24 protein-coding genes are annotated in these 24,866 nt (G+C 65.6%); 13 read left to right on the top strand and 11 right to left on the bottom strand.

The window, feature by feature from the left end; translation table 11 throughout:
* The first annotated feature begins 12 nt into the window (after positions 1-12).
* A complete protein-coding gene (locus tag D1Y85_RS05235) occupies positions 13-390 on the top strand; it encodes a sirohydrochlorin chelatase (RefSeq protein WP_124149982.1) in 378 nt (125 codons plus the stop codon).
* A gap of 78 nt (positions 391-468) precedes the next feature.
* Here the strand turns inward: D1Y85_RS05235 and D1Y85_RS05230 are convergent, their stop codons facing one another.
* The 11 genes from D1Y85_RS05230 to D1Y85_RS05180 form a co-directional block, all read right to left on the bottom strand.
* Entirely contained in the window at positions 469-900 is a 432-nt protein-coding gene (locus D1Y85_RS05230; RefSeq protein WP_246024789.1) for a GtrA family protein, read from the bottom strand.
* Positions 897-1,637, bottom strand: a complete 741-nt coding sequence (locus D1Y85_RS05225; protein ID WP_124149981.1) for an SDR family oxidoreductase — start codon at positions 1,635-1,637, stop codon at positions 897-899. The genes D1Y85_RS05230 and D1Y85_RS05225 overlap by 4 nt, the downstream gene beginning before the upstream one ends.
* Entirely contained in the window at positions 1,634-2,950 is a 1,317-nt protein-coding gene (locus D1Y85_RS05220; protein ID WP_124149980.1) for an FAD-binding oxidoreductase, read from the bottom strand. Before D1Y85_RS05220 ends, D1Y85_RS05225 begins: the two co-directional genes overlap by 4 nt.
* A complete protein-coding gene (locus D1Y85_RS05215) occupies positions 2,951-4,399 on the bottom strand; it encodes a UbiA family prenyltransferase (protein ID WP_124149979.1) in 1,449 nt (482 codons plus the stop codon). It lies immediately after the preceding gene.
* Positions 4,396-5,922 carry a glycosyltransferase family 39 protein gene (locus tag D1Y85_RS05210; RefSeq protein WP_124149978.1) on the bottom strand — a complete coding sequence of 509 codons (1,527 nt, stop codon included), beginning with the start codon at positions 5,920-5,922 and terminating at the stop codon, positions 4,396-4,398. The genes D1Y85_RS05215 and D1Y85_RS05210 overlap by 4 nt, the downstream gene beginning before the upstream one ends.
* A gap of 439 nt (positions 5,923-6,361) precedes the next feature.
* Positions 6,362-7,135: a uroporphyrinogen-III C-methyltransferase gene (gene cobA, locus D1Y85_RS05205; RefSeq protein WP_124150199.1), complete on the bottom strand. Its 774-nt coding sequence runs from the start codon at positions 7,133-7,135 to the stop codon at positions 6,362-6,364.
* Positions 7,136-7,170: 35 nt separating this feature from the next.
* On the bottom strand, positions 7,171-8,499 hold the full coding sequence (locus D1Y85_RS05200) for a sulfate adenylyltransferase subunit 1 (RefSeq protein WP_124149977.1): 1,329 nt from the start codon (positions 8,497-8,499) through the stop codon (positions 7,171-7,173).
* Between the two features lie 25 nt (positions 8,500-8,524).
* Positions 8,525-9,487 (bottom strand): sulfate adenylyltransferase subunit CysD, encoded by a 963-nt coding sequence (gene cysD / locus D1Y85_RS05195; RefSeq protein ID WP_124149976.1) that lies wholly within the window; start codon positions 9,485-9,487, stop codon positions 8,525-8,527.
* A 114-nt stretch (positions 9,488-9,601) separates the two neighbouring features.
* Positions 9,602-10,357: a phosphoadenylyl-sulfate reductase gene (locus tag D1Y85_RS05190; RefSeq protein ID WP_124149975.1), complete on the bottom strand. Its 756-nt coding sequence runs from the start codon at positions 10,355-10,357 to the stop codon at positions 9,602-9,604.
* Positions 10,354-10,899, bottom strand: coding sequence for a DUF934 domain-containing protein (locus tag D1Y85_RS05185; protein WP_124149974.1), 546 nt, complete (start codon positions 10,897-10,899; stop codon positions 10,354-10,356). Before D1Y85_RS05185 ends, D1Y85_RS05190 begins: the two co-directional genes overlap by 4 nt.
* Positions 10,900-10,926: 27 nt before the next feature.
* Complete coding sequence (locus D1Y85_RS05180; RefSeq protein WP_124149973.1) at positions 10,927-12,606, bottom strand: nitrite/sulfite reductase; 1,680 nt, start codon at positions 12,604-12,606, stop codon at positions 10,927-10,929.
* 314 nt (positions 12,607-12,920) lie between these two features.
* Here D1Y85_RS05180 and D1Y85_RS05175 point away from each other — a divergent pair, with 314 nt between their 5' ends.
* From D1Y85_RS05175 to D1Y85_RS05120, 12 genes are all read left to right on the top strand, one after another.
* Positions 12,921-13,862, top strand: a complete 942-nt coding sequence (locus tag D1Y85_RS05175) for a CysB family HTH-type transcriptional regulator (protein ID WP_124149972.1) — start codon at positions 12,921-12,923, stop codon at positions 13,860-13,862.
* Positions 13,863-14,115: 253 nt separating this feature from the next.
* On the top strand, positions 14,116-15,249 hold the full coding sequence (locus D1Y85_RS05170) for an ABC transporter substrate-binding protein (protein WP_124150198.1): 1,134 nt from the start codon (positions 14,116-14,118) through the stop codon (positions 15,247-15,249).
* Positions 15,250-15,493: 244 nt separating this feature from the next.
* Positions 15,494-16,147 carry a protein-L-isoaspartate O-methyltransferase family protein gene (locus D1Y85_RS05165; protein WP_124149971.1) on the top strand — a complete coding sequence of 218 codons (654 nt, stop codon included), beginning with the start codon at positions 15,494-15,496 and terminating at the stop codon, positions 16,145-16,147.
* Positions 16,148-16,216: 69 nt separating this feature from the next.
* Positions 16,217-16,540: a rhodanese-like domain-containing protein gene (locus tag D1Y85_RS05160; protein WP_124149970.1), complete on the top strand. Its 324-nt coding sequence runs from the start codon at positions 16,217-16,219 to the stop codon at positions 16,538-16,540.
* 525 nt (positions 16,541-17,065) lie between these two features.
* Positions 17,066-18,364: an urea ABC transporter substrate-binding protein gene (gene urtA, locus D1Y85_RS05155; protein WP_124149969.1), complete on the top strand. Its 1,299-nt coding sequence runs from the start codon at positions 17,066-17,068 to the stop codon at positions 18,362-18,364.
* Positions 18,365-18,496: 132 nt separating this feature from the next.
* Positions 18,497-20,134 (top strand): urea ABC transporter permease subunit UrtB, encoded by a 1,638-nt coding sequence (gene urtB, locus D1Y85_RS05150; RefSeq protein WP_124149968.1) that lies wholly within the window; start codon positions 18,497-18,499, stop codon positions 20,132-20,134.
* An 86-nt stretch (positions 20,135-20,220) separates the two neighbouring features.
* Positions 20,221-21,405, top strand: coding sequence for an urea ABC transporter permease subunit UrtC (gene urtC, locus D1Y85_RS05145; protein WP_124149967.1), 1,185 nt, complete (start codon positions 20,221-20,223; stop codon positions 21,403-21,405).
* The gene (gene urtD / locus D1Y85_RS05140; RefSeq protein ID WP_124149966.1) at positions 21,402-22,274 is read left to right on the top strand and encodes an urea ABC transporter ATP-binding protein UrtD; all 873 of its coding nucleotides are present in this window, start codon (positions 21,402-21,404) and stop codon (positions 22,272-22,274) included. Before urtC ends, urtD begins: the two co-directional genes overlap by 4 nt.
* 43 nt (positions 22,275-22,317) lie before the next feature.
* On the top strand, positions 22,318-23,013 hold the full coding sequence (gene urtE, locus D1Y85_RS05135) for an urea ABC transporter ATP-binding subunit UrtE (RefSeq protein ID WP_124149965.1): 696 nt from the start codon (positions 22,318-22,320) through the stop codon (positions 23,011-23,013).
* 67 nt (positions 23,014-23,080) lie between these two features.
* Entirely contained in the window at positions 23,081-23,998 is a 918-nt protein-coding gene (locus D1Y85_RS05130; RefSeq protein ID WP_124150197.1) for an urease accessory protein UreD, read from the top strand.
* A 233-nt stretch (positions 23,999-24,231) separates the two neighbouring features.
* Positions 24,232-24,534, top strand: coding sequence for an urease subunit gamma (gene ureA, locus D1Y85_RS05125; protein WP_124149964.1), 303 nt, complete (start codon positions 24,232-24,234; stop codon positions 24,532-24,534).
* Positions 24,535-24,554: 20 nt separating this feature from the next.
* Entirely contained in the window at positions 24,555-24,860 is a 306-nt protein-coding gene (locus D1Y85_RS05120) for an urease subunit beta (RefSeq protein WP_124149963.1), read from the top strand.
* The last annotated feature ends 6 nt before the right edge of the window (positions 24,861-24,866 follow it).

Raw genomic sequence — 24,866 nt, 5'->3', positions numbered from 1 at the left:
GACTTCGCGACGATGGGCAAGCACGGCATGATCCTCTTCGGCCACGGCGCGCGCGACGCGCGCTGGAAAGAGCCGTTCACGCGACTCGCCGCGAAGCTCGCCGCAGCGCGTGGTGAAGCGGGTCCGGTCGGACTCGCTTTTCTCGAACTCATGACACCCGATCTTCCGTCTGCCATCGCGGCACAGGCCGACGCCGGTTGTGAGTCGATCACGGTCGTGCCCGTGTTCTTCGGCCAGGGCGGGCACGTGCGGCGCGATCTGCCCGAGATTGTCGCGCGCTGCCAGGCCGGGCATCCCGGCGTGCAGTTGCGCTGCGCGGGCGCGGTCGGCGAGGACGAAGCCGTGCTCGATGCAATCGTGCAGTATTGTCTCGGCGCGGCGCAGGACTGACCGCCCTCAGCGGAAAGCTGCTTGAAACGCTGTTGAAACCGGCGGCGCGCAATAGCGGCTCGCCTAAGTGGGCGAGCGTTACGCGAAGACGAAACGCCGGTCGAGCCGGTACTTGACGATGTAGCCCAGCGTCAGGCCGAACGCGCCGCCCGCAAAGCGGGCGTGCTCCGAGTGCCAGAGCGCCCACGCGCCGAATTCGCAGCCCCAGAACACGACGGTCGTCGCCACACCCATCAGCGTGTAGAGCAGCAGGCTGCGCACGCCATGCGAAAGATCGCGGTGGCGGTAGCGGAAGATCCAGCGCTTGTCGAGCAGGAACTTCAGCACGAGCCCGCCGCCGGTGCCGATCACAACCGACAGCGGCACCGCAAACAACCCCTCATAAGCAAGCAGCGCGAGTTTCTGCAGACCGAGGTTCGCCACGATCGAGAGCAGCGCAAAGGCCCCGTAGAGCAGCGTGAGATGGGTCAGGGACAGCTCGCGCGGTTCAGTTGCCGACATCACGTTCATAGCGACATCCGGTTGAAGACGCGCTTCGGGATCGAGCGGATGATCAGCATGATCGGCCCCCAGAACCAGGGCGTATAAAGCACGTCGCGGCCGCGCGCGATGGCCCGCGAAATATCGCGCGCGACCTGTTCGGGCGTCGCGACGAGCGGCCCCGGTAACGGCAAGCCGGCTGTCATCGGCGTGGCGACGAAGCCGGGCTTGATCGTGACGACCCGTGCGCCCGCGCGTCTCAGGCGCACGCGCAATCCTTCGCAGAACGTAGAAAGTGCGGCCTTCGCGCTGCCATACAAATAATTCGATGGCCGTCCGCGCTCCCCCGCCACCGACGAGATCACCGCAAGCGTGCCGCCGCGCTGCGCCTCCAGCACGTTCGCGACGCGCGTCAGCAGCGCAATCACCGAGGTCGCATTGGTCGTGAACTCGCGCACCGCGAGTTCGGCGTCGGCCTCACAGGCCTGCTGGTCGGGCAGCGTACCCGGCGCGACCAGCACGATATCCAGCGTGCCAAGCGTCTCTACGCACTGCCGCACCACGGCCTCGTGTGCGTCGAGCCGGTCAATGTCGAGCGGGATGCACGACACGTCCGCCGCGCCGCGCGCGCGCAGATCGTCCGCGACCTGTTGCAGACGCTCCGCGTGACGCGCGACCAGGACGAAACGCGCCTGCGGGTCGAGCCATGCACGCGCGCAGGCCGTGGCGATGGCCGAAGTGGCGCCGATGATGACGATGTTTTTCATGTACGGGTCGTACGCTCCCAGAAACGTGACAGCAAAGCCGGATCGCGCAGGGCTTCAACCTGCTCCCAGCGCGGATAGGCGGCCCGGAAATCCTCGCCGGACATGTGCGCGTCCTTGGCCGGATACAGACGGCCGCGCGCCGCGCGCACGATTGAGTCGAGCCGCGCGAAGAGCGCCAGGTTCGACGCATCGCGCTGCGGAAAATCGAGTGCGAGCGAAGTTCCCTCGCGCGGGAACGACAGCCAACCAGGCGATTCGATCGCGCCGCAACGCTTGAGCACCGCCAGAAACGAACCGGTGCCGCTGCGCGCGATCGCATCGAGCATCTCGCGGACCGCGTCGCGCGCCGCGTCGGGCGGTATCACGCACTGATACTGCTGGAAGCCCGCGCGGCCGTAGATGCGGTTCCATTCGCGGATCGCGTCGAGTGGATAGAAGAATGTGTCGCAGTCCATTGCAACCGGCGTCGCGCGCGTGCGCTGCCGGCGGAAATACGCCTCGTTGAGCGCGCGCAGCGTAAGCGGGTTAAAGAGCGGCACCGGCATCGTGAACGGCACGGTCCGCGCGCGGCGCGGCGGGAGGGTGCGCGGGCCATCCGGCGCATGATCGCCCGCCATGAACACGCCGCGTCCGAGCGAGGCGCCGCGACCCAGGCAGTCGACCCACGCGACACTGTATTCGTGCAACGGGTCGAGCTGTTCGGACAGCGAGAAGAAGCCGTCGAGATTATCGAAGCGAATCCGCGTGACGTCGATACGGCTCGACGCAACCGGCATCAACTGCACCTCGACCCATTCGATCAGGCCGGTCAGGCCGAGCCCGCCCACGGTTGCTGCGAAGAAATCGGGCTCTGTCGCGGGCGAGCAATCGAGCCGGCTCCCGTCGCTGCGCAACAGACTGAAGCGGCGCACATGGCGCCCAAACGTCCCGCGAACGTGGTGGTTCTTGCCATGCACATCGTTCGCAACCGCGCCGCCGAGCGTCACGAACTGCGTGCCCGGCGTGACCGGCAGCATCCAGCCGCGCGGCAAGGCGAGCACGAGCAGCTGGCCGAGCGTGACGCCCGCCTCGGCACGCACGACGCCTGTCTGCCAGTCCGCCGCGATCATCCGGTCGAGCGGCAGCATGTGCACCACTTCGCCCGATGCGGCGAGACAGCTGTCGCCGTAGCTGCGGCCGTTGCCGAACCCGAGCGTCGTGCCGGTGCCCGCAGCCGCCTCTCGCCATGCGAGTGCGAGCGCGTCGCGCCACGCTACCGTGTGCGCAAGCTGCGGCGCGCACGGATAACGCCCCCAGGACAGCAGGGAGCCCAACTAGATCGCCATCCAGAAACATGCCGCGCAGAGCGCGATCACGAGCCAGCTCGCACGATCCTTCGCAGCAAACAGCACCGGATCGTCGTGCATCTGTCCGCGATGCGTGATCAGCCAGATACGGCTGACCCAGTACAGCAGGATCGCGCACACAGGCCAGATCATCTGCGGATGACGATAAAGCAGTTCGGTATTACGGTCCTGGATGTAGAGCGCGAGAACCAGCACCGCGAGATAGCCGGCCGCGGACCCGAGCGACGCAATCAGCGAGAGGTCGTCGGCCTGATAGCCGCGACCGCGTGTCTTCGCGAGCCCTCGATCCTGCAGAGCCTGCAGTTCCGCGTAACGCTTGACCAGTGCGAGACTCAGGAACACGAACATGGAGAAAGCGAGCAGCCAGAAGCTCAGATGCGCCCCGATCGCGGCCGCACCGGCCACGATGCGCGCGGTGTAGAGCGCCGCAAGCACCACCACGTCGACCATCACCAGCCGCTTCAGGTAGAGCGAGTACGCGAGCGTGAGCGCGTAGTAGGCGAACAACGTGAGCGCGAAGCGCAGCGGCAGGCAGTAGAACACGAGCAGCGCGGCACCCACGAGCAATACGGGGCACAACGCAACGCCCCAGCGCAGCGGCAACGCACCGGACGCGAGCGGCCGGTTGCGCTTGGAGGGATGGTGGCGGTCGTCCTCGAGATCGATCAGATCGTTGAGCAGATACACGCTCGAAGCACAGAGCCCGAATGCGACAAACGCGAGTGCCGCGGCGCGCATTGTCGCCGGCTGCCCGAACAGGTGCGCGGTGAGCACCGGCACGAAAATCAGCAGGTTCTTGAGCCACTGGTGCAGGCGCAACGCCCTGCCAAGCACCTTCAGGCGCGCCGGCCGGTTCTCGATCACACGATCGACATTGCCGTGCGCGAGCGCCGCGCGCTCGACGCCACGTCCGGGGTTCACGACCCACGCTCGCGCCGCGCTGGCCCAGACCGGCACGTCGTCGTGCGAGTTGCCCGCGTAGTCGAAACCCTGCTCGCCGAAGACGGCGATCAGGCGGTCGCGCTTGCGGCGCGCCGACAGGTTCACCGCGCCCTCGGTCGCATGGACTTCGTCGAAACAGCCGAGGTGGTCCGCGATGGCCTGCGCATAACGCTGGTGCGTGGCAGTCGCAAGCACGAGCGCGCGACCGGTCGCACGCTCCGTCGCCAGTTGCGCGAGCAGCGACGCGTCATACGGCAGCCCCGTGACATCGAGATCCGTGGCAGCCGCGAGCCGCGCCTTCAGGCCCGCCTTGCCGCCACGGAGCAGCCAGACCAGCAGTTGCCAGCAGCGCAGCGGCGAGGACTTCAGGAAGGCCCACACACATTCGATCAGGACGTCGGAGCGCAACAACGTGCCATCGAGGTCGACGACGAGCGGCCGACTGCGATACGGCGTCACGGGGACGTGGCTCATGACTGCGGTGCGAGCACGAACAGTTGGTAGGCGCGCGCAGGCAATTCCCGTCCCCACGCGTTCTTGCTCACCCTAAGCGCAACCGGCGCGGCATGGCTTAGCGTCGATGCCGTCGCGATGCAGTTGGGGTCATCGCCACGGCACACAAACAGCGCGCCTCGGCGCGCGAAATCGGCGGGCGTGAACCAGGGTGTCAGTGCCGGCCAGCTGAGATCCCAGAAGCGGGCGCGGCCACCGTCATAGAAAACCACAGAACCGGCCTCGTGCGTCGAGCCCGCCACGATCGACAGCGGCTGCCCGGTGCGTTCGCGCCACACCGTCTGCGCGGCGGTCGCGAGTTCCGCGCGCGGCTCGGCTGCGTCGTCGGTATTGCGCCGCGCCCCTGTGTAGCCGACCACGGCCGACACCGCGAGGACCAGCGCCCAGTACACCACCATGACGCGCACGGCCCGCTGCGGTGCGATCTCGAACCGGCCCTGCTCGAGCGCGGCGAGCCAGAGCGGCACGATGGCGAACCACTGCGCCATGCCCCAGACCGAGGCCATCTGCGTCTTGCCGATCACAGACAGCACACCCACCGCGAATAATGGCCCCAGGGCGAGCCACCAAAGATCCGGATGCAGCGAGGGACGAACAACGCTCTGCACCATCCGCCGCGCAGCACCCGACTTACGCACCATCAGCAGCACGAAAACGAAACTCAGCGCGAGATACCCGATCTGCGCGAGCGTATAGATGCCAAACCGCCCCACCGCGGCGAAAAGCGTGCCTCCGGTGCGCTGCGCGGCGTATTCCAGCGTCGGGAAATGATTGAGCATCATCCAGCGCACGTGCGGGGTCAGCACCGCGACACCTGCCGCCACCGCGATCAGCGAATCGACGCTGATGAGGCGCGCACGCCATGCGGGACGTACGAGCAGGGCCAGCAACAGCCCGAGCAGCAGGACGATCGAGAAGTACTTGCCGAGCACCGCAAGCGCCGCACACACGCCGAGACCGAGTGCAGCGCGGCTGCGCGCGAGGCGGCTGCCAGGCTGCACGTAGCGGACGAAGAAGTACGCCGTCCACGGCCAGACCGACAGCAGGATCGCATTCGGATTGAATTTGATCGCGAGATTCGAGTAGAGCGGCGAGACCGCCATCGCAAGCCCGGCGATGATCGCGAGCCGGCGCGGCACGAAGCACCCGGCGAGCGCAACAATTCCCGTGAGGCCGACCAGCACATTCACCGCCGACAGCGCGAAATAGGCGAGATCGGTATGCGGGAACACGCTGAACCAGGCCGCTGCGACCCATGACGAAAGTGGCGGGTGCTTCGCGTAACCGGCCTGCCATTCGATGCCCCATACATACGTCTCGACCATGTCGCCCTGGATGTCGAGATTGCCGCGCGCGAGCCAGGCGGCCAGCGTCCAGACCAGCGCGTGGAACGGCAATAACCAGCGGAGTGAAGCGTTGCGTGCGACGGCACGCTCGTCGGAAGCCGTGGCGAGCGACGTAAGGTTCGAAAGCTGGGTCGACATCGAAAAATTCTGGTCTGTATGCCGGCGTACCGGGCAGTGTTTATTTTGCCGACATTGTAATACGGCACTTACATGCCACGCGCCAGATCCCTACGAATTACTCAGAAGCCCTGAGCGCTGGTCAAAGAGAAAAGGGCGTGGTGAAAGATATTCGCGGCGCAAATTGGCCCGTGTGGCCGACAGGATTCGCCGGATCCAGTCCCCGGAGGAGTTGCCAGTCGTGGGGATATCGCGCGGCAGCAAGTTGTGGGACAGCACTGTCGCGCGTGTCCTGCGCGAGCGAAAGGAGTCGAGCCAGCCCAAAAGCGCGATGCTTATTGGGAGTGGAATGCCTGACGCATAGACTGAAGCGTGACGTGCACCGTGCGAGGCGGAATCGGCGCACGGTGCGCAAACGGTACGAAAGTACAAAGGGGCGCGAATCGCGCCCCTTGTGCTCTTAAGCGGCCGCCCGCTGCCCTTGCGCCTGCCGGGTCATGAGGTCTTCGTCGTTGAACTGCCCGGCGCGCGCCGCAAACGCATCGCCGATCATCAAAAGGCTCGGCTGCGTCGCGTCGAGCCAGTCCTGCGCCTCGCCCGCCGCCAGCGCCGCGAGCGTGAGCGTGAGCGTGCGCTCGCGCTGCGTGCTGCACGCCTCGACGATCGCCACCGGCGTCGTGCCCGTGCGGCCCGCCTCGATCAACTCGCGCGCGATGTCGGGACCGCTGTCGCGGCCCATGTAGAACACGAGCGAATCGGCGTTGACCTGCTCGCGGATATCGGCGGTGTCGGCCGCGCGTGAGTGCGTCGCGAGCGCGACGCTGCGTGCCACACCGCGCACCGTGAGTGGCCGGCGCAGCGTGGCGGCACTCGCGAGCGCGGCCGTGATGCCCGGCACGATCTCGTACTCGATGCCCGCCGCTTCGAGCGCGCGCATCTCTTCGTCGGCGCGGCCGAACAACATCGGATCGCCACCCTTCAGGCGCACGACCACGCCGTGCTCGCGCGCCGCATCGACGAGCTGCTTGTTGATGAAGTGCTGCGCCGTCGAGCGCTGCCCGCAGCGCTTGCCCACTGCGACGACCTTCGCATGCTTTGGCGCGTAGTCCAGCATCGCCTGCTCGACGAGCGCGTCGTGCAGCACGACGTCCGCCGTGCCGAGAAGCCGCGCGCCGCGCACGGTGATGAGGTCCGCCGCGCCGGGGCCCGCGCCGATCAGATAAACCTTGCCCATTTTGCTCATCGACTTCGTACCTCGCGTGGCCAGGCTCACGCCGCGAACGCGCGAATCATGCCGGCCGCCACCGTGTGGTGCGTGGCTTCGTCGATCAGGACGAACGCACCCGTGCCGGGATGCGTATCGTAGAGGTCGCAGACGAGCGGCTTTTGCAGCGTGAGCGCGACACGGCCGATATCGTTCATCGCGAGATTGTGGCGGTCGGTGGCATGCGAAAGCGTATGCACGTCGAGCACCTGCTTGATCGCACCGATCTTCGCGAACACCGTGTTCGTCGTCTGCTTGAGCAGGTACTTGCGCTGCGTCGAAAGCGGCTCGTCGTCGAACCAGCAGAGGTCGGCTTCGAGCTTCTTCGCCGGCTCCACCGCATCCGTGACGGGCACGAACGTGTCGCCGCGCGAGACATCCACGTCTTCCGCGAGGCGGATCGTGACCGTCTGGCCCGCGAACGCGCGCTCGACCTGCGCCGTACCGCCCGGCACCGGCGCGATGATCTCCGCCACGCTGGCCTGACGCCCCGCGGGCAGCACGGTGATCGCATCGCCGACCTTCACCTCGCCTGCCTCGACGCGGCCCATGTAGCCGCGGAAATCGTCGGCGCTCGAACCGTCCTGGCGCGCGACCCACTGCACCGGGAAGCGCAGCGCCTGGCCCGCCGCCTGTTCGACCGGCAGTGACTCGAGCACGTCGAGCAGCGGCTCGCCGGCGTACCACGGCATGCGCTCGCTTGCCGATACGATGTTGTCGCCCTTGAGCGCCGAGACCGGCACGAAGCGCACGTTTTCGAGGCCGAGCTGGCGCGCGAGCGCGACATAGGCGTCGCGGATCTGGTCGAAAATTGCCTCGCTGTACTCAACGAGGTCCATCTTGTTGATCGCGACAATGACGTGCTGCAGGCCGAGCAGCTTGACGATCGCGCTATGGCGCTTCGTCTGCGGCAGCAGTTGCGTGACGCCGTCCTCGACCGTGACGCGCGTCGCATCGACGAGAATGATCGCGGCGTGCGCCGTCGAGGCGCCCGTCACCATGTTGCGCGTGTACTGTTCGTGGCCCGGTGTGTCGGCGATGATGAACTTGCGCTTCGCCGTGGCGAAATAGCGGTACGCCACGTCGATCGTAATGCCCTGTTCGCGCTCGGCTTCGAGGCCGTCGGTCAAGAGTGAGAGGTCGATCTCGTCGCCCACGGTGCGCTTGTTCTTCGCGCGCGAGAGCGCCGAAAGCTGGTCCGAGAGCACGGCCTTGCTGTCGTAAAGCAGACGGCCGATCAGCGTGCTCTTGCCATCGTCGACGCTGCCCGCCGTGATGAAACGCAGCACGCCGAGGTCTTCATGTTGATACGCGGGTTGCTCAATGCGGCTCATGACTGGATTGTTCCTCTGCGTGCTCTTAGAAATAACCTTGCTTCTTGCGCTGTTCCATCGCGGCTTCGGACGTCTGGTCGTCCATGCGCGTCGCGCCGCGCTCGGTGATTTCCGTCACGGCGGTTTCGGCGATGATCTTCTCGACGTCGTCCGCGTCGCTTTCCACCGGGCACGTGCAGCTGATGTCGCCCACCGTGCGGAAACGCACGATCGCCTTTTCGCTCGTCTCGCCCTCCTTCATCGGCGTCAGCGGCGTGACCGGCACGAGCAGACCATTGCGGCGCACGATCTCGCGCTCATGCGCGTAGTAGATCGGCGGCAGTTCGAGGTTTTCGCGCGCGATGTACTGCCACACGTCGAGTTCGGTCCAGTTCGAGATCGGGAACACGCGCAGGTGCTCGCCGTTATGCAGGCGCGCGTTGTAGAGGCTCCAGAGTTCCGGGCGCTGCGCCTTCGGGTCCCACTGGCCGAATTCGTCGCGGAACGAGAAGATGCGCTCCTTCGCGCGAGCCTTCTCTTCATCGCGGCGCGCACCGCCGATCATTGCCGTGTAACCATGTTGCTCGATGGTTTCGAGCAGCGTGACCGCTTGCGCGGCGTTGCGCGAATCCGTTTCGCGGCGCAGACGAACGGTGCCGCGCTTGATCGAATCCTCGACGTGGCCGACCACGAGTTGCGCGCCGATTTCGGCAGCGCGGCGGTCGCGGAAGTCGATCACTTCTTCGTAGTTGTGACCCGTGTCGATATGCACGAGCGGAAACGGCAGCGAGGTCTTGCGGTTCGCGCCGAGGCCGAACGCCTTCAGGGCGAGCGCGAGCACGACCACGGAATCCTTGCCGCCCGAGAACAGCAGCGCGGGCTTGCTGCATTCGGCGACCAGTTCGCGCAGGATGTGGATCGACTCGGCTTCGAGCCAGTCGAGGTGGTCCATGCGGTTCGAAGTGACTTGTTGCGGCGCGTTCACAGTGGAATCGAGCGTCGTGCTCATGTTGAGGTCCTTCGTTGTTCCGTGCCGCCATGAGGGGCACGGAATGCTTGTTCTACTCTGGCGCACGCTTTGCGGTAAACCCGCAGATCAAACTCGCGCACCAGCGCCTTGATTCTAGCTCTCGCGTTCCGATTGCCGCACTTCGATGACCGGAATCGCCGACAACGCCGTGATATGCAGCCCACATTCCTTCGTGTCGCGCGACTCCCACCACCAACGGCCCGCGCGGCTGTCTTCGCCGGGGCGCACCGCACGCGTACAAGGTTCGCAGCCGATGCTCGGATAGCCGCGCGCATGCAGCGGATTCACCGGCACGTCGAAGGCGCGCAGATAAGCCCACACTTCGGCTTCGGTCCAGTCGGCGAGCGGATTGAACTTGGCGATGCCGCGCGCGTCGTCGCGCTCTTCCTCGTGCAGCTCCGCGCGCGTGACCGACTGTTCGCGGCGTTGCCCCGTCACCCACGCCGAGACACCGGCGAGCGCGCGGTTCAGCGGCTCGACCTTGCGAATCTCGCAGCAGCGCTTGCGCAGATCGACGCTCTCGTAGAACGCGTTCAGACCGTGCTGCGAGACGTATTCGTCGACGGCGTCCTGCTGCGGGTGAAACTGTTCGATCTCGTAGCCGTAGCGCTCACGCACGCGGTCGAACATGCCGACCGTTTCCGCATGCAGACGTCCCGTGTTCAGCGAGAAGATGCCGATCGCAACGGACCGCGAAAGGATTGCGTGCGTGAGGAGCATGTCCTCGGCAGCGAGACTGCTCGCGAACTTCACGCTCGCGTGGCGTGCCGCGATCGAATCGAGCAGCACATCGAGCAGCGCGATCTTCGCCTGCAGTTCAGGCGTGATTTCGTCAGCGACCGTGCTCATGCTGCGCTACCGGCTTGTGCCTGCTGCGCAGCGCGGCGACGAAAGAGCGGCGACGGTTCGTCGAACGCGCCCTGGTACTGCACAGTGAACTCGGTGAACGCCTTCAGCGCGTCGTGGATGTCCTTGTCGGCGCGCACAGCGTAGGCGTCGAAGCCGCAGCGCTCGTAGAAGCGCAACTGGTCGCGCAGCACGTCGCCGATCGCGCGCAGCTCGCCCTTGTAGCCAAAGCGCTCGCGCAACAGACGCGCGATCGAATAGCCGCGGCCATCGCGGAACACGGGGAAATCGACGGCGATCAGCGCGAGTTGGTCGAAGTCGGCGGCGATGTCAGCGGGTTCGCTATCGGGCGCGAGCCACACGCCGAGTTCGTCGCGCGACTTCGCAGCGACGAGCGCCTCACGCGAAGACTTCCACAGCGCCAGCGGCACGATGACCTTGCCTGCGGGCAGCGCGGCGACTTCGGGCAGCGCGCCGTCTTCCGCGGGACGCACCACCGTCCAGTTGTCCTCGACGACCGCGCGGTTTTTGATAATCAGCGTCATGAAACTCAATCCTTGTTATCGTGCGGTTCAGGCGTGGGCCGGCTGGCGCGATGCGTACACGCGCTCCTTGAAGGGCGCGATGCCGATGCGGTCATAGGTGTCGATAAAACGCTCACCGTTGATGCGGTTCGCAACGAACGTGTCGATCACCTTCTCCACGACGTCCGGCATTTCTTCGGCCGAGAACGACGGGCCGATCACGCGGCCAAGACGCGCGCCGTTCGCGCCCGTGCTCTGCTCGCCGCCGAGCGAGACCTGATACCACTCGGCGCCGTCCTTGTCGACGCCGAGCACGCCAATGTTGCCGACGTGATGGTGACCGCACGAATTCATGCAGCCCGAGATGTTGAACGACAGGTCGCCCAGGTCGTGGACGTAATCGAGATCGTCGAAACGTGCCTGGACTGCCTTCGCGATGGGAATCGACTTCGCGTTCGCGAGCGAGCAGAAGTCGCCGCCCGGGCACGCGATGATGTCGGTCAGCAAGCCGATGTTCGGCGTCGCAAAACCCTCCGCCTTCGCCTTTTCCCAGAGCGCGAAAAGATCGCGCTTCCTGACGTCGGCGAGGATCAGGTTCTGCTCGTGCGACACGCGGATATAGCCGAACGCGTATTCGTCGGCCCAGTCGGCCACGGCTTCCATCTGCTTGTCGGTGGCGTCGCCGGGGGCGATGCCGTGCGGCTTGAGCGAGAGCGTCACCGACGCGTAGCCCGCCACGCGATGCGTGCGCACGTTGCGCTCGACCCAGCGCGCGAAAGCGCGGTTCTCCAGCAGGTGCGTTTCGTAAGAGGCGTCGGTATCGGCGAGCTTCTCATACGCGGGCGGTGCGAAGTGTTGCGACACGCGGTCCACTTCGGCCTGCGTGAGCGTCGACGGGCCGTCCTTCAGGTGCTGCCACTCCTCTTCCACTTGCTGCGCGAACTTCGCGGGCGAGAGCGCCTTCACGAGGATCTTGATGCGCGCCTTGAAGAGGTTGTCGCGTCGTCCAAAGCGGTTGTACACACGCAGCACGGCTTCGCAGTAGGTCAGCAGATGCTGCCACGGCAGATCACGCTTGATGATCGCGCCGACGATCGGCGTGCGGCCGAGCCCGCCGCCCGCGAGGATGCTCGCGACGACTTCACCGTTTTCATTGCGATCGAGATAGACGCCGAGGTCGTGGATCTGCACGGCCACGCGGTCCTCCTTCGAACCGGACACGGCAATCTTGAACTTGCGCGGCAGCCACGAGAATTCGGGGTGGAACGTCGACCACTGGCGCAGGATTTCGGCCCACGGACGCGGGTCGATGATCTCGTCGGGCGCGACGCCCGCGAACTGGTCGGCGGTGATGTTGCGGATATCGTTGCCCGAGGTCTGGATACCGTGCATCTGCACCGACGCGAGCTTCGCGAGGATCTCCGGCGTTTCTTCGAGCTTGATCCAGTTGTACTGGATGTTCGTGCGCGTCGAGAAGTGGCCATAGCCGCGATCATGCTCGCGTGCGATACGCGCCAGCATGCGCAACTGGTCGCTGCGCAGGTTGCCGTACGGAATCGCGATGCGGTGCATGTACGCGTGCCGCTGCATGTACAGGCCGTTCTGCAGGCGAAGCGGGCGGAATTCGTCTTCGGTCAATTCGCCCGACAGGCGGCGGCGAACCTGGTCGCGGTACTGAGCGACGCGTTCGTCGACGATAGTCTGGTCGTACTGGTCGTATTGATACATTCGGGGACCCCAGGGGTTTGGCTCGATCGCGGCGTTTGCTGCAGCTTCCTGCAGCTTCCTGCAGTTTTCCTGCAGTTTTCCTGCTGTCTTCCTGCTGTCTTCCTGCTGTCTTCCTGCTGTCTTCCTGTTACGCCGCGCACTCCGACTTCGACTGCGCTGCGGTCATCGGTCGCAACCGGCGTTTGTTACTGCTGCCAGTCATGTGCTTATGACCAAAACAGATATCCATATTGGAAAAGTTGATGGAATCGTAATAAACTGCCCTTATATTTCAAACGACTTAAAAATTAGGTTTATATGCCAAGGGGTTATATATGAACCTGCACCAGTTCCGGTTCGTGCGCGAAGCCGTTCGGCAGAACTTCAATCTCACCGATGCCGCCAAGGCGCTGTATACAAGTCAGCCGGGTGTCTCGAAGGCGATCATCGAGCTGGAGGACGAGCTTGGGGTCGAAATCTTCAAGCGGCACGGCAAGCGCGTGCGCTCGCTCACCGAGCCGGGGCGGCTCATCCTCGCCTCGGTGGAGCGCATCCTGCAGGAGGTGGAGAGCCTGAAGCGCGTCGGTAAGGACTACGCCGCGCAGGATCAGGGCAACCTGGTCATCGCCGCGACGCACACCCAGGCGCGCTACTCGCTGCCGACGGCGATCGCCGAGTTCAAGCGGCGCTTCCCGAAGGTCCACCTGTCGATCCTGCAAGGCAGCCCGACCCAGGTCGCGGAAATGGTGCTCCACGACCAGGCCGACCTCGCCATCGCGACCGAAGCCATCTCCGGCTATAAGGAACTGGTGTCGCTGCCCTGCTTCACCTGGCACCATGTGGCGGTCATGCCGGACGACCACACGTTGCTGGAGCGCAAGCCGCTCTCGCTCGACGATCTGGCCCAATTTCCGCTCATCACTTACGACAACGCGTTCGCGGGCCGCACGAAGATCAACGAGGCGTTCCGCTTGCGCGGCCTCTCGCCCGACATCGTGCTGGAGGCCATCGACGCCGACGTCATCAAGACGTACGTCGAGCTGGGCCTCGGCGTGGGCATCATGGCCGACATCGCCTTCAACGCAGAACGCGACCGCCACCTGCGCGCGATACCGGTCGGGCATCTGTTCGGCAGCAACGTCACGCGTGTCGCGCTCAAGCAGGGCGCTTATCTGCGCGGCTATGTGTACACGCTCGTCGAACTGCTTTCGCCGAGCCTGAACCGCAAGCTCATCGAGCAGGCCCTCAAGGGCGAACACGAGAGTTACGAGCTTTGACGCTTTACTTCGCCGCTTCAAAGCAGCGTTTCGCTTCACACTAATCAGCAACACCCGAAGGACAGCAGGACAAGGCGCATCACAACTACAACTGATGGCTGTCGATCGGAGCAAACGGGAGTCAGCGCTTCAGCGCTTGCCAACCGGAGTCAGGGCCTTTAGCCCAGACTCCGCCCCCATCCGATCCGATGCAGCTCTACCGCTGGAGACTCACCGCATGAAGCCGCAGCCGTTCCTGCGCCCGCTCGCCGTCATGGCGACGGCCGCGCTCATCGCCGCCGCCGCACCGAGCGCCCACGCCGACCTGAAAGTGGGCATCGACCTGTCGAGCACCGGCCCCGCCGCCGCGATCGGCATCACGAGCAAGAACGCGATGCTGATGTGGCCCGCCACGATCGCGGGCCAGAAAACCGACTACGTCGTGCTCGACGACGGCTCCGATCCGGGCGTGGCCGTGCGCAATATCCGCAAGCTCATCGACGAGAACCATGTCGACGTGATCGTCGGGCCGAACATCACGCCGGCTGCGCTCGCGGCGCTCGATCCCGTGTCGGAGGGCAAGACGCCGATGATCACGCTGGTCGGCTCGGGATCGGTGGTCGAGCCGCAGGAAGGCGCGCGCGTGTGGGCGTTCAAGATGGCGCAAACCGACGCCGCAATGGCCGACGTGATGACCCGCTACATGGCGGCGCACAACGTGAAGACGGTTGGCTTCATCGGCTTCGCGGACAGCTACGGCGACAGCTGGCTCAAGGAATTCACGAAGGCGGCCGGGGCGCGCCACATCGAGATCGTGGCGACGGAGCGCTACAACCGCACCGACGCGAGCGTCACCGGCCAGGTGCTCAAGCTGATCGCGGCGAAGCCCGACGCGGTGCTGATCGCGGGAGCGGGCACGCCGAGCGTGCTGCCGCAGCGCACGCTGGCCGGGTACGGCTACAAGGGCGCGATCTATCAGACGCACGGCATCGCGACGCCCGAGTTCATCAAGCTCGGCGGCAAGGACGTGGAAGGTACGCTGTTCCCGACGCAGCCGGTCGTCGTCGCGCGCACGCTGCCCGCCGACCAGCCGGCCCAGAAGGCGGCGCTCGCGTTCGTCGACGCCTACGAAGCAAAGTACGGCGCCGGCACGGTCACGCAGTTCGCCGGCGATGCCGCGGGCGTCTACGCCCGCCTGCAGGATGCCGTGGCCCATGCGCTGAAGACCGCGCAGCCAGGAACGGAAGCGTTCCGCATCGCATTGCGCGGCGAACTCGAGCACGCGCATGAACTGGTCGTGCCGAACGGCGTCGTGAACACGAGCGCGACCGACCACGTCGGCCTCGACCAACGCGCGAGCGTGATGGGCACGATCCGCGGCGGCAAGTTCGTCTATCTCGCGCAGTGAGGCGGCGCTAGCGCCTCGCCGCGCTGCCGCCGCGCCAGTTTGCAGCGCATGCTGGCGGCGTCCTGCTGCGGCGCCTGCGCGACACAGGCGCGCCCGGCTGAAACCGGGATAATGCCGACGCGAGGCGCTTTGGTACAATCCTGCGGTTGCCTGGCACCGTTTTCCAGCGGCCGCGCGGACCCCGCGCATCAGCTGTTCAGTCCGGGCTGTCCGTTCCGAAATCGAACCACAACGCCGAGTCACCATGAACATCGAACAAGCGCGCTTTAACATGATCGAGCAGCAGATTCGCCCCTGGGAAGTGCTGGACCAGGACGTGCTGAACCTGCTTTCGATCGTCAAGCGTGAGCAATTCGTCCCCGCGGCCTATGCGGACATCGCGTTCGCCGACCTCGAAATCCCGCTGCCCAACGGCCAGCACATGCTCGCGCCGCGCGTCGAAGCGCGCGTGCTGCAGGAGCTTGCAGTCAAGAAGCACGAGAGTGTGCTCGAAATCGGCGCCGGTTCGGGCTATATGGCGGCGCTGCTCGCGAATCGCGCGCAGCAGGTGCTGACTGTCGAAATCGACGCCGAACTCGCGGAATTCGCGCGCGCCAACTTCGCGAAGAACGGTGTGCTCAACGCCGAAGTCGCGCTCGGCGACGGCGCGAACGGCTGGCCCGCGAATGCGCCCTATGACGTGATTTGCGTCTCGGGCGGCCTGCCTGTCCTGCCGCAGCAACTGCTCGAGCAACTGAAGGTGGGCGGGCGTCTCGCCGCGTTCGTCGGCACCGCGCCGGTGATGGAAATGCAGATCATCACCCGCATCGACGACAAGCAATACCGCATCGCCAGCGTGTTCGAGACGTATGTCGAGCCGCTGAAGAACGCCGTCCAGCCGTCGCGCTTCAAGTTCTGACGCCGGCTTTGACGCACCACGCGCCGGGTCTCGCGGCCCGGCGTGGCTTTTCATCCGACCGAGTTTTTCATGCAGAACCTGACCGCCCCCGCCCTCGCCGAATGGCTCGCCGACGACTCACGCGCGGCCCCTGTGCTGCTCGACGTGCGCGAGCCGTGGGAGATCGAGACGGCGAAGATCGCCGGCAGCGTGTCGATTCCGATGCGCGAGATCCCCGCGCGCAGCGAGGAACTGGACGACGAAGCGCAGATCGTCTGCGTGTGCCACCATGGCGCGCGCAGCGCCAATGTCGCGATGTTCCTCGAATCGCGTGGCTTCACGAAGGTGTTCAACCTGCAAGGCGGCATCGACGCGTGGTCGCGGCAGGTCGATCCCAAGGTGCCGACTTACTGAGGGATCGCTGGCGGCGGCGTCTGGCCTGGCCGCCAGACTCGCAGTCGATGAAAGGCGCGGCGCAGGCCGCGCCTTTTTCGTTTACGCCGCTTCGCACCGAAAAAGCGCCACCGTCGAAAAGATTTCCTCGATCTGCGCCACGTCGACGACGCGCGGCGACGAAATCCAGCCCAGGCAGCGTGCCGTGCATGCACAGCAATGCAGCACAAACCGCATCGCAGAACCCATTTGCACAACCAGGAACACCTCGCGCGACGCGCGCTGCACGCTAGCGCACGCATCGATGCAACGACGCACTGCCACGATGCACTGCGCCCGAACATGCAACCTGGTGCACCACATTCATCCGCCAGGACAACAACAGCGCGACGTTGCAAGCCTTATTCCACAAGCATCGCGCACAAACGCCCCACTGGCACGACGCTTGCAGTAACACTGCTCGCAAGACAGGCCACTCAATGGGCGGCGCATAACCCCATGCGCCGGGCTCACGTTTTCAACCATCCCACCGTGAAGGGGAAAAGCATGAAACGTCGAAGTCTGTTGAAACTCGGGACGATGTCGGCGGCGCTTGCTGCTGCGGGGCGCGTGCCGTTCGCCCACGCGGACACCGGCCCGATCAAGGTCGGCATCCTGCACTCGCTGTCCGGCACGATGGCGATTTCGGAGACCTCACTGAAAGACACCGCGTTGATGACGATCGCCGACATCAACAAGAACGGCGGCGTGATGGGCCGCCAGATCCAGCCGGTCGTGGTCGATCCGGCCTCCAACTGGCCGCTCTTCGCCGAAAAGGCGCGCCAGCTCCTCACTCAGGACAAGGTGGCCTGTGTGTTCGGCTGCTGGACGTCGGTGTCGCGCAAGTCGGTGCTGCCAGTGTTCGAGGAACTCAACGGCCTGCTCTACTACCCGGTGCAGTATGAAGGCGAGGAAATGTCGCGCAACGTGTTCTACACGGGCGCCGCGCCGAACCAGCAGGCGATTCCTGCCGTCGAGTACCTGATCAGCGCCGAAGGCGGCGGCGCGAAGCGCTTCTTCCTGCTCGGCACTGACTACGTCTATCCGCGCACGACCAACAAGATCCTGCGCGCCTTCCTCCATTCGAAGGGCGTTCAGGATGCCGACATTCAGGAGGTCTACACACCGTTCGGCCACAGCGACTATCAGACCATCGTCGCGAACATCAAGACCTTCGCGCAGGGCGGCAAGACGGCGGTCGTCTCGACGATCAACGGCGACTCGAACGTTCCGTTCTACAAGGAACTCGGCAACCAGGGGCTCAAAGCCACCGACGTGCCGGTCGTCGCGTTCTCGGTGGGCGAAGAGGAGTTGCGCGGCATCGACACCAAGCCGCTCGTCGGCCACCTCGCGGCCTGGAATTACTTCATGTCGGTGAAGGGCCCGGCGAACACGAAGTTCAAGGATCAGTTCGCCAACTGGGTAGAGACGCAGAATCTGCCGGGCGGCGCCAAGCGCGTGACCAACGATCCGATGGAAGCGACCTGGGTCGGTATCCACATGTGGAAACAGGCGGTCGAAAAGGCGAAGAGCACGGACGTCGACAAGGTGCGCATGGCGATGATCGGGCAGACCGTCGCGGCGCCCTCGGGCTTCACGCTCACGATGGACGGCAACCACCACCTGCACAAGCCCGTGATGATCGGCGAGATTCGCGCCGACGGTCAGTTCAACGTGGTCTGGAAGACGACCAAGGCGATCCGCGCGCAGCCGTGGAGCCCGTTCATCGCCGGCAACGAGGGCAAGCCGGACGTGGTCAGCTCGACCGTGCTGCCCGACTTCCTGCGCCGCTCGCGCGTGGCCTGACGCACTGACGCAACGCTCGCGCCGCGCGCCTCGTGAGCGCGGCGCGTGGTGCTTGAGTCAGACCGGGCAAGCCCGAGCCAGACCCGCCGCCGCGCGACATTTCGCGGCGGCCCCCTTCGATAAAGAGCGATCATGGTGCACTCTCTCCAGAGGTTGGCCCGCGCGTGCGCGCTGTGGCCGGCGCTGTTCGTCGTGCTGTGCCAAAGCGCGCACGCACTCGACGCCGCCGACGTGACACCGCTCGGCGGCGACGACTTCGACGCGAAGTCCGCGGCCATCGACAGACTCATCGCGGCGCATGACGCCGCCTCGCTCGAGTTCCTCAAGGCGCTCGCCGACAACAACGTCACCGCGACCGATTCAGGCGTTGTGCTCGTGCAGGACAGCGCGGATGCACAAAGCGCACGCGACGCGATCACCGGCAAGCCCGTCTCCGCCGACATCGCGGGCAACGCGCAGCCCGTCACGCTCAACAACCTGCTGCGCTCGAAAGTGGCGGGCGCGGTGTCCGGCCTGCAGCTCGCATCGCCCGATATTGAAACGCGTCGCGCGGCAATCGCAGGACTGTTGAAGAATCCCGACCCGGCGATGAAGCCGATGATCGACGCCGCGCGCGCGAAGGAAACCGACCCGACGCTCAAACGCCGCCTCGACGTCCTCTGGGCGATGAGCGCGCTGCACGATCCCGACGCGGCCGCGCGCCGCGAAGCCGCGAAGCTCGTCGCGTCACGGCACGACCTCGACATGTACGAACTGCTGCGCCCGCTCGTCGCGAAGACTTCGGCGGGCGCGTGGGCCGAACCCGATGCGCAGGTGCGCGCCGCCGCGCAGGAAGGCATCGCCGCACTGGACGCGATCCAGCGCCGCAGCGCCATCGCGGGCACGCTGTTCGCCGGGCTCTCGCTCGGCAGCGTGCTGCTGCTCGCCGCGCTCGGTCTCGCAATCACGTATGGCCTCATCGGCGTGATCAACATGGCGCACGGCGAATTCCTGATGATCGGCGCGTACGCAACGTATGTCGTGCAGACGCTCGTGCAGCACTACGCGCCGGGCGCTTTCAACTGGTATCCGCTCTTTGCGGTCCCGGCCTCGTTCATCGCCGCCGCGCTCGTGGGCGTCATCATCGAGCGGCTCGTGATCCGCCATCTCTACGGACGCCCGCTCGAAACCCTGCTCACCACGTTCGGCATCAGCCTGATCCTCATCCAGGTCACGCGGACGATCTTCGGCGCGCAGAACGTTGAAGTCGAAAACCCCGCGTGGATGAGCGGCGGGCTCACCGTCATGCCCAACCTGATCCTCCCGTACAACCGCCTCGCGATCCTGGCGTTCTCGCTGATCGTCGTGGGCATCGCGTGGGCCGTGCTCACGAAAACGCGCCTCGGCCTCTTCGTGCGCGCCGTCACTCAGAACCGACGCATGGCCGCGTGCGTCGGCGTGCGGACCGCACGCGTCGATGCATGGGCGTTCGCGTTCGGCGCGGGCGTCGCGGGCCTCGGCGGCTGCGCGCTCTCGCAGATCGGCAACGTCGGCCCCGATCTCGGCCAGAACTACATCATCGATTCGTTCATGGCGGTCGTGCTAGGCGGCGTCGGCCAGATCGCGGGCACGGTGATCGGCGGCTTCGGCCTCGGGCTCGTGAGCAAGGCGATCGAGCCGTTTTGGGGCGCGGTGCTCGCCAAGATCGCCGTGCTCGTGCTGATCGTGCTGTTCATCCAGAAGCGTCCGCAGGGGCTTTTTGCCCTGAAGGGCCGTAGCGCGGAAGCATAAAAAATGAAACTATCCCCACGGGCCCTTCGGCCGCTGCCCCCCGAGGGGGCGGTCAGCACTCTAGGGGCGGCCCGGCGAGTACTGACATGACTACCGCCACTTCAACGTCCCCGAGCACAACGTTTGGTCCGCCCGCGCCGCACAGCGGCGACGGCCCCGAAATTTTTGCGCTAGGTTTGCCCGCGCGCGCACCGCTGCTCACGCGGCGCGCCTGGTACGCGCTGATCGCGCTGATTCTCGCCATCGGCGCGGGCGTGCCGCTGTGCGCGCTCGTGCTGCCGCAGTCGAGCGCGTTCCATCTCTCCGCCTACGCGATGACGCTCGTCGGCAAGCTGATGTGCTACGCGATTGCCGCGCTCGCGCTCGATCTCGTGTGGGGCTACTGCGGCATCCTGAGCCTCGGCCACGGCCTCTTCTTCGCGCTGGGCGGCTACGCGATCGGCATGTACCTGATGCGCGAGATCGGCCATGAAGGCAAGTACGGCAGCGACCTGCCCGACTTCATGGTGTTCCTCGACTGGCATCAACTGCCGTGGTACTGGCACGGCACACAGCATCTCGCCTACGCGCTCGCGCTCGTCGTGCTCGTGCCCGCGGTGCTCGCGTGGGTGTTCGGCTTCTTCACGTTCCGCTCGCGCGTGAAGGGCGTGTATCTCTCGATCATCACGCAGGCCATGACGTTCGCCGCCATGCTGCTCTTCTATCGCAACGAAACAGGCTTCGGCGGTAACAACGGCTTCACCGACTTCAAGCGCATCGCTGGCTTCTCCGTCACGCACCCGGGCACGCGCACGGTGCTCTTTCTCATGACCTTCGCCGCGCTCGTGCTCGCGTTTCTCGCGGCGCGCGCGATCGTCACGTCGAAACTCGGCCGCGTCGTCACCGCCGTGCGCGACGGCGAAACGCGGCTCATGTTTCTCGGCTACAGCCCGCTCGGCTACAAGCTGTTCGTGTGGACCGTCTCGGCGATCCTGTGCGGCATCGCGGGCGCACTCTATGTGCCGCAGGTCGGCATCATCAACCCGAGCGAGATGTCGCCGGGCAACTCAATCGAAATGGCGATCTGGGTGGCCGTGGGCGGACGCGGCACGCTGATCGGCCCGATCATCGGCGCGTTCGCCGTGAACGGCGCGAAGAGCTTTTTCACAGCGTATTTCGCGGAGTACTGGCTCTTCTTTCTCGGCCTCATCTTCGTGCTCGTGCCGCTGTTGCTGCCGGGCGGCATCATGGGCCTCATCGAACTCGTCACGAAGCGGGAGAAGCGCACATGAACCGGATCGTCCTGGCAAGCGCCCCGCTCAACCACGATTCATCCGACGCTTTCGACCAGCCAACGCTCTCCGGCGTGGCGAAAATGGGCCACGTCGCCCTGCCAGGCGTGATCGACACGTCGCACGGCACGATCCTCTATCTGGAGGACGTGACGGTAAGCTTCGACGGCTTTCGCGCGCTAAACAAGCTCACGCTCTCGATTGACGTGGGCGAACTGCGCTGCGTGATCGGCCCGAACGGCGCGGGCAAGACGACGATGATGGACGTCATTACCGGCAAGACCGAACCCGACTCCGGCAAGGTGTTTCTCGGCCAGACGCTCAATCTCACACGGATGAACGAACCGGCCATCGCGCGCGCGGGCATCGGGCGCAAGTTCCAGAAGCCGACCGTGTTCGAGCAGCATCCCGTGTGGGAGAACCTCGAACTCGCCATGAAGGCCGACAAGGGCTGGTTCGCCACGCTGCGCGCGAGGCTCGACCGCGAGGCACAGGCGAAGATCGAAGAGACGCTCGAAGTGATCCGCCTGGAAAGCGACGCGCGGCGGCTCGCGGGCGAACTCTCGCACGGCCAGAAGCAGCGGCTCGAAATCGGCATGCTGCTGATGCAGCGCCCGGCGCTCCTGCTGCTCGACGAGCCCGTCGCGGGCATGACCGACGACGAGACGATGGAACTCGCCGCACTGCTGAATCGCCTGCGCGGCAGTTGCTCGATGATGGTGGTCGAGCACGACATGGAATTCGTCGCGGCACTTGCGGGCGCGACCGGCCGCGTGACCGTGATGGCGGAAGGCACCGTGCTTGCCGATGGCACGCTCGAAGATGTGAAGCGCGAAGAGGCGGTGATCGAGTCGTATCTTGGCCGGTGACCGCAAACCCCGCGCACACCCCGCGTACACGACAGGCATCGACATGCTGACAATCGAATCGTTGAACCAGTACTACGGCGGCAGCCACATCCTGCGCGATGTCTCGATGACCGTGCCGGAGGGCAAGCTCACGGTATTGCTCGGGCGCAATGGCGTGGGCAAGACGACGTTGCTGCGCTGCCTGATGGGCGTCGTGCCGGCGAAAAGCGGCTCGATCGCCTGGAACGGGCGGGTCCTCACGAAACTGCCTACGTGGTCGCGCGTCGCCAATGGCCTCGCGTATGTGCCGCAGGGCCGCGACATCTTCGGGCGGCTTACCGTCGAGGAGAACCTGCTGGTCGGCGCCGCGAGCAAAAAACGCGCGCCTGCCCGCGTGCCCGATCACATCTACACGCTCTTTCCCGTGCTCAAGGACATGAAGGCGCGGCGCGGCGGCGATCTCTCCGGCGGCCAGCAGCAGCAGCTTGCGATCGGCCGCGCGTTGATGAGCGAGCCGCAACTGCTGATTCTCGACGAGCCCACCGAGGGCATCCAGCCTTCGATCATCCAGGACATCGGGCGCACGCTGCGTCAGTTGGTCGAGGAGATGCACATGACGGTGCTGCTCGTCGAGCAGTACTACGATTTCGCGAAGGCCGTCGCGGACCGCTACTGGGTGATGAGCCGCGGGGAAATCGTCGCGGGCGGCAACGGCGCGACGATGGATGCCGACGGCGTGCGCGCCCTGATCGCGGTGTGAGGGAGGATCATTCGGCGTGAACGCGCATGCTATCCTCGACGCCACCTACCGCCTTCCCGCCGCCAGCATGTCGCTTCACGAAGACCACGCCGCGCTTGCCGCGTCTCTCCAGTCTCGTTGCACTGCCGCGCAGGAATGGCCTGCACGCCTCGAACTCGGCTTCGAGCGTCAAGGCGCGCGCACGGTGCTCACACATCGGCGTCACATGGGGCCGCTGCGCGTTCAACGGCCGCTCTATCCCGAAGGCGATGCAATCTGCCATGCGGTGATCGTGCATCCGCCCGCGGGGATTGCGGGCGGCGACCGGCTCGACATCGACGTGAACATCGGCGAGGGCGCGCACGCCGTGCTAACCACGCCCGGCGCGACGAAATGGTACAAGTCGAATGGACGCGTGGCGCGCCAGCGCATTGCCCTCCATGTCGGCGACGGCGCGAAGCTCGACTGGCTGCCCCAAAACAACCTGATCTTCGATCACGCTCACGCCGAACTGGAGTTCTCGCTGACGCTCGGCGCGAACGCGACGGCCATCGGCTGGGACGCCGTGCAACTGGGACGCCAGGCTGCCGGTGAACGCTGGTCGGCGGGCATGCTGCGCTCGCTGACACGTGTCGAGCGACTTAAGCACGTTGAGCACAACGACGACGAGCCGGGCGAACTGCTCTGGTTCGAACGCACGCTGCTCGACGCCGCCGATCCGTTGCGCGATGCGCCGCAGGGCCTTGCGGGCTATCCGGCGTTCGGCGTGCTGTGGGCCGTGAGTCCTGCCTGCGACGACGCGCTCGCGCAGCAACTCGCCACCTCGCTCCCGTTCGATGACGCGCTGCGCTGTGGCGTGACCTGCGTCTGCCCCGGCGTCCTGCTCGTGCGCGTGCTCGCGCGATCGATGGAGCCGCTGCAACAGACGCTCACGCGTTGCTGGACGGCGCTGCGCCACAGCGTCCACGGCGTCGACCCCACGCCGCTACGCCTCTGGACCACCTGATCCGCGACGCACGCACCACGACGGAATCCTCGCGCACCGCATCGCGGCGCAGCATCATCCGCGCGCTGCAGTCTGGTGCATCGACGCCATGCGAATGGTGCATCCAGGCTGTCCCCATCACTGGCACGCGCCTTGCTGCGCGTTCGCGTGCTGCAACGCGACCGCAACCGGGCTCTTTTACGCTGCGGTGCGGCGCAAATCCGTGCGCCGCCCGTCCCAACCGACTCCGAACGATGAAGCTCACGCCACGCGAAAAAGACAAGCTTCTTATCTTCACCGCCGCACTGCTTGCGGAAAAGCGCCGCGCACGCGGCCTCAAGCTCAACTATCCGGAGACGGTCGCGTTCATCAGCGCCGCGCTCATGGAAGCAGCCCGCGATGGCAAGACAGTCGCCGAGGTCATGCATTACGGCACCACGCTGCTTACGCGCGAGGACGTGATGGAAGGCGTGCCGGAGATGATCCCCGACATCCAGGTCGAGGCAACTTTCCCGGACGGCACGAAGCTCGTCACCGTCCATCATCCGATTCCGTGAACCTGTGAATGGGGCCGCGCATGATCCCCGGCGAAATGCTGATCGAAGACGGTGAACTCGAACTGAACGCGGGCCGCCCGACCGTCACCGTGACGGTGGCGAATAAGGGTGATCGTCCGGTGCAGGTCGGATCGCACTACCACTTCTACGAAGTCAACGAGGCGCTCGCGTTCGACCGCGAGGCCGCGCGCGGCTTCCGGCTGAACATCGCGGCAGGCACCGCCGTGCGCTTCGAGCCCGGCCAGGAGCGTACCGTCGAACTGGTCGCGCTCGCGGGCGATCGCGCCGTCTACGGTTTCAACGGCAAGATCATGGGCCCGCTCTGAGCGCCA

The organism is Paraburkholderia dinghuensis, assembly GCF_003837865.1.
Lineage (GTDB): Bacteria > Pseudomonadota > Gammaproteobacteria > Burkholderiales > Burkholderiaceae > Paraburkholderia > Paraburkholderia dinghuensis.
The sequence above is the reverse complement of the archived record's forward strand: the minus strand, read 5'-3'. Positions and strand labels throughout refer to the sequence as shown.

Excerpts from the sequence above, each read along its gene's own strand:
- D1Y85_RS05235 (WP_124149982.1), top strand. The coding sequence starts at position 13 with ATGGGCAAGCACGGCATGATCCTCTTCGGCCACGGCGCGCGCGACGCG.
- D1Y85_RS05230 (WP_246024789.1), bottom strand. The coding sequence starts at position 900 with ATGAACGTGATGTCGGCAACTGAACCGCGCGAGCTGTCCCTGACCCAT.
- D1Y85_RS05225 (WP_124149981.1), bottom strand. The coding sequence starts at position 1,637 with ATGAAAAACATCGTCATCATCGGCGCCACTTCGGCCATCGCCACGGCC.
- D1Y85_RS05215 (WP_124149979.1), bottom strand. The coding sequence starts at position 4,399 with ATGAGCCACGTCCCCGTGACGCCGTATCGCAGTCGGCCGCTCGTCGTC.
- D1Y85_RS05210 (WP_124149978.1), bottom strand. The coding sequence starts at position 5,922 with ATGTCGACCCAGCTTTCGAACCTTACGTCGCTCGCCACGGCTTCCGAC.
- cobA (WP_124150199.1), bottom strand. The coding sequence starts at position 7,135 with ATGGGCAAGGTTTATCTGATCGGCGCGGGCCCCGGCGCGGCGGACCTC.
- D1Y85_RS05200 (WP_124149977.1), bottom strand. The coding sequence starts at position 8,499 with ATGAGCCGCATTGAGCAACCCGCGTATCAACATGAAGACCTCGGCGTG.
- cysD (WP_124149976.1), bottom strand. The coding sequence starts at position 9,487 with ATGAGCACGACGCTCGATTCCACTGTGAACGCGCCGCAACAAGTCACT.
- D1Y85_RS05190 (WP_124149975.1), bottom strand. The coding sequence starts at position 10,357 with ATGAGCACGGTCGCTGACGAAATCACGCCTGAACTGCAGGCGAAGATC.
- D1Y85_RS05185 (WP_124149974.1), bottom strand. The coding sequence starts at position 10,899 with ATGACGCTGATTATCAAAAACCGCGCGGTCGTCGAGGACAACTGGACG.
- D1Y85_RS05180 (WP_124149973.1), bottom strand. The coding sequence starts at position 12,606 with ATGTATCAATACGACCAGTACGACCAGACTATCGTCGACGAACGCGTC.
- D1Y85_RS05175 (WP_124149972.1), top strand. The coding sequence starts at position 12,921 with ATGAACCTGCACCAGTTCCGGTTCGTGCGCGAAGCCGTTCGGCAGAAC.
- D1Y85_RS05170 (WP_124150198.1), top strand. The coding sequence starts at position 14,116 with ATGGCGACGGCCGCGCTCATCGCCGCCGCCGCACCGAGCGCCCACGCC.
- D1Y85_RS05165 (WP_124149971.1), top strand. The coding sequence starts at position 15,494 with ATGAACATCGAACAAGCGCGCTTTAACATGATCGAGCAGCAGATTCGC.
- D1Y85_RS05160 (WP_124149970.1), top strand. The coding sequence starts at position 16,217 with ATGCAGAACCTGACCGCCCCCGCCCTCGCCGAATGGCTCGCCGACGAC.
- urtA (WP_124149969.1), top strand. The coding sequence starts at position 17,066 with ATGAAACGTCGAAGTCTGTTGAAACTCGGGACGATGTCGGCGGCGCTT.
- urtB (WP_124149968.1), top strand. The coding sequence starts at position 18,497 with ATGGTGCACTCTCTCCAGAGGTTGGCCCGCGCGTGCGCGCTGTGGCCG.
- urtC (WP_124149967.1), top strand. The coding sequence starts at position 20,221 with ATGACTACCGCCACTTCAACGTCCCCGAGCACAACGTTTGGTCCGCCC.
- urtD (WP_124149966.1), top strand. The coding sequence starts at position 21,402 with ATGAACCGGATCGTCCTGGCAAGCGCCCCGCTCAACCACGATTCATCC.
- urtE (WP_124149965.1), top strand. The coding sequence starts at position 22,318 with ATGCTGACAATCGAATCGTTGAACCAGTACTACGGCGGCAGCCACATC.
- D1Y85_RS05130 (WP_124150197.1), top strand. The coding sequence starts at position 23,081 with ATGTCGCTTCACGAAGACCACGCCGCGCTTGCCGCGTCTCTCCAGTCT.
- ureA (WP_124149964.1), top strand. The coding sequence starts at position 24,232 with ATGAAGCTCACGCCACGCGAAAAAGACAAGCTTCTTATCTTCACCGCC.
- D1Y85_RS05120 (WP_124149963.1), top strand. The coding sequence starts at position 24,555 with ATGATCCCCGGCGAAATGCTGATCGAAGACGGTGAACTCGAACTGAAC.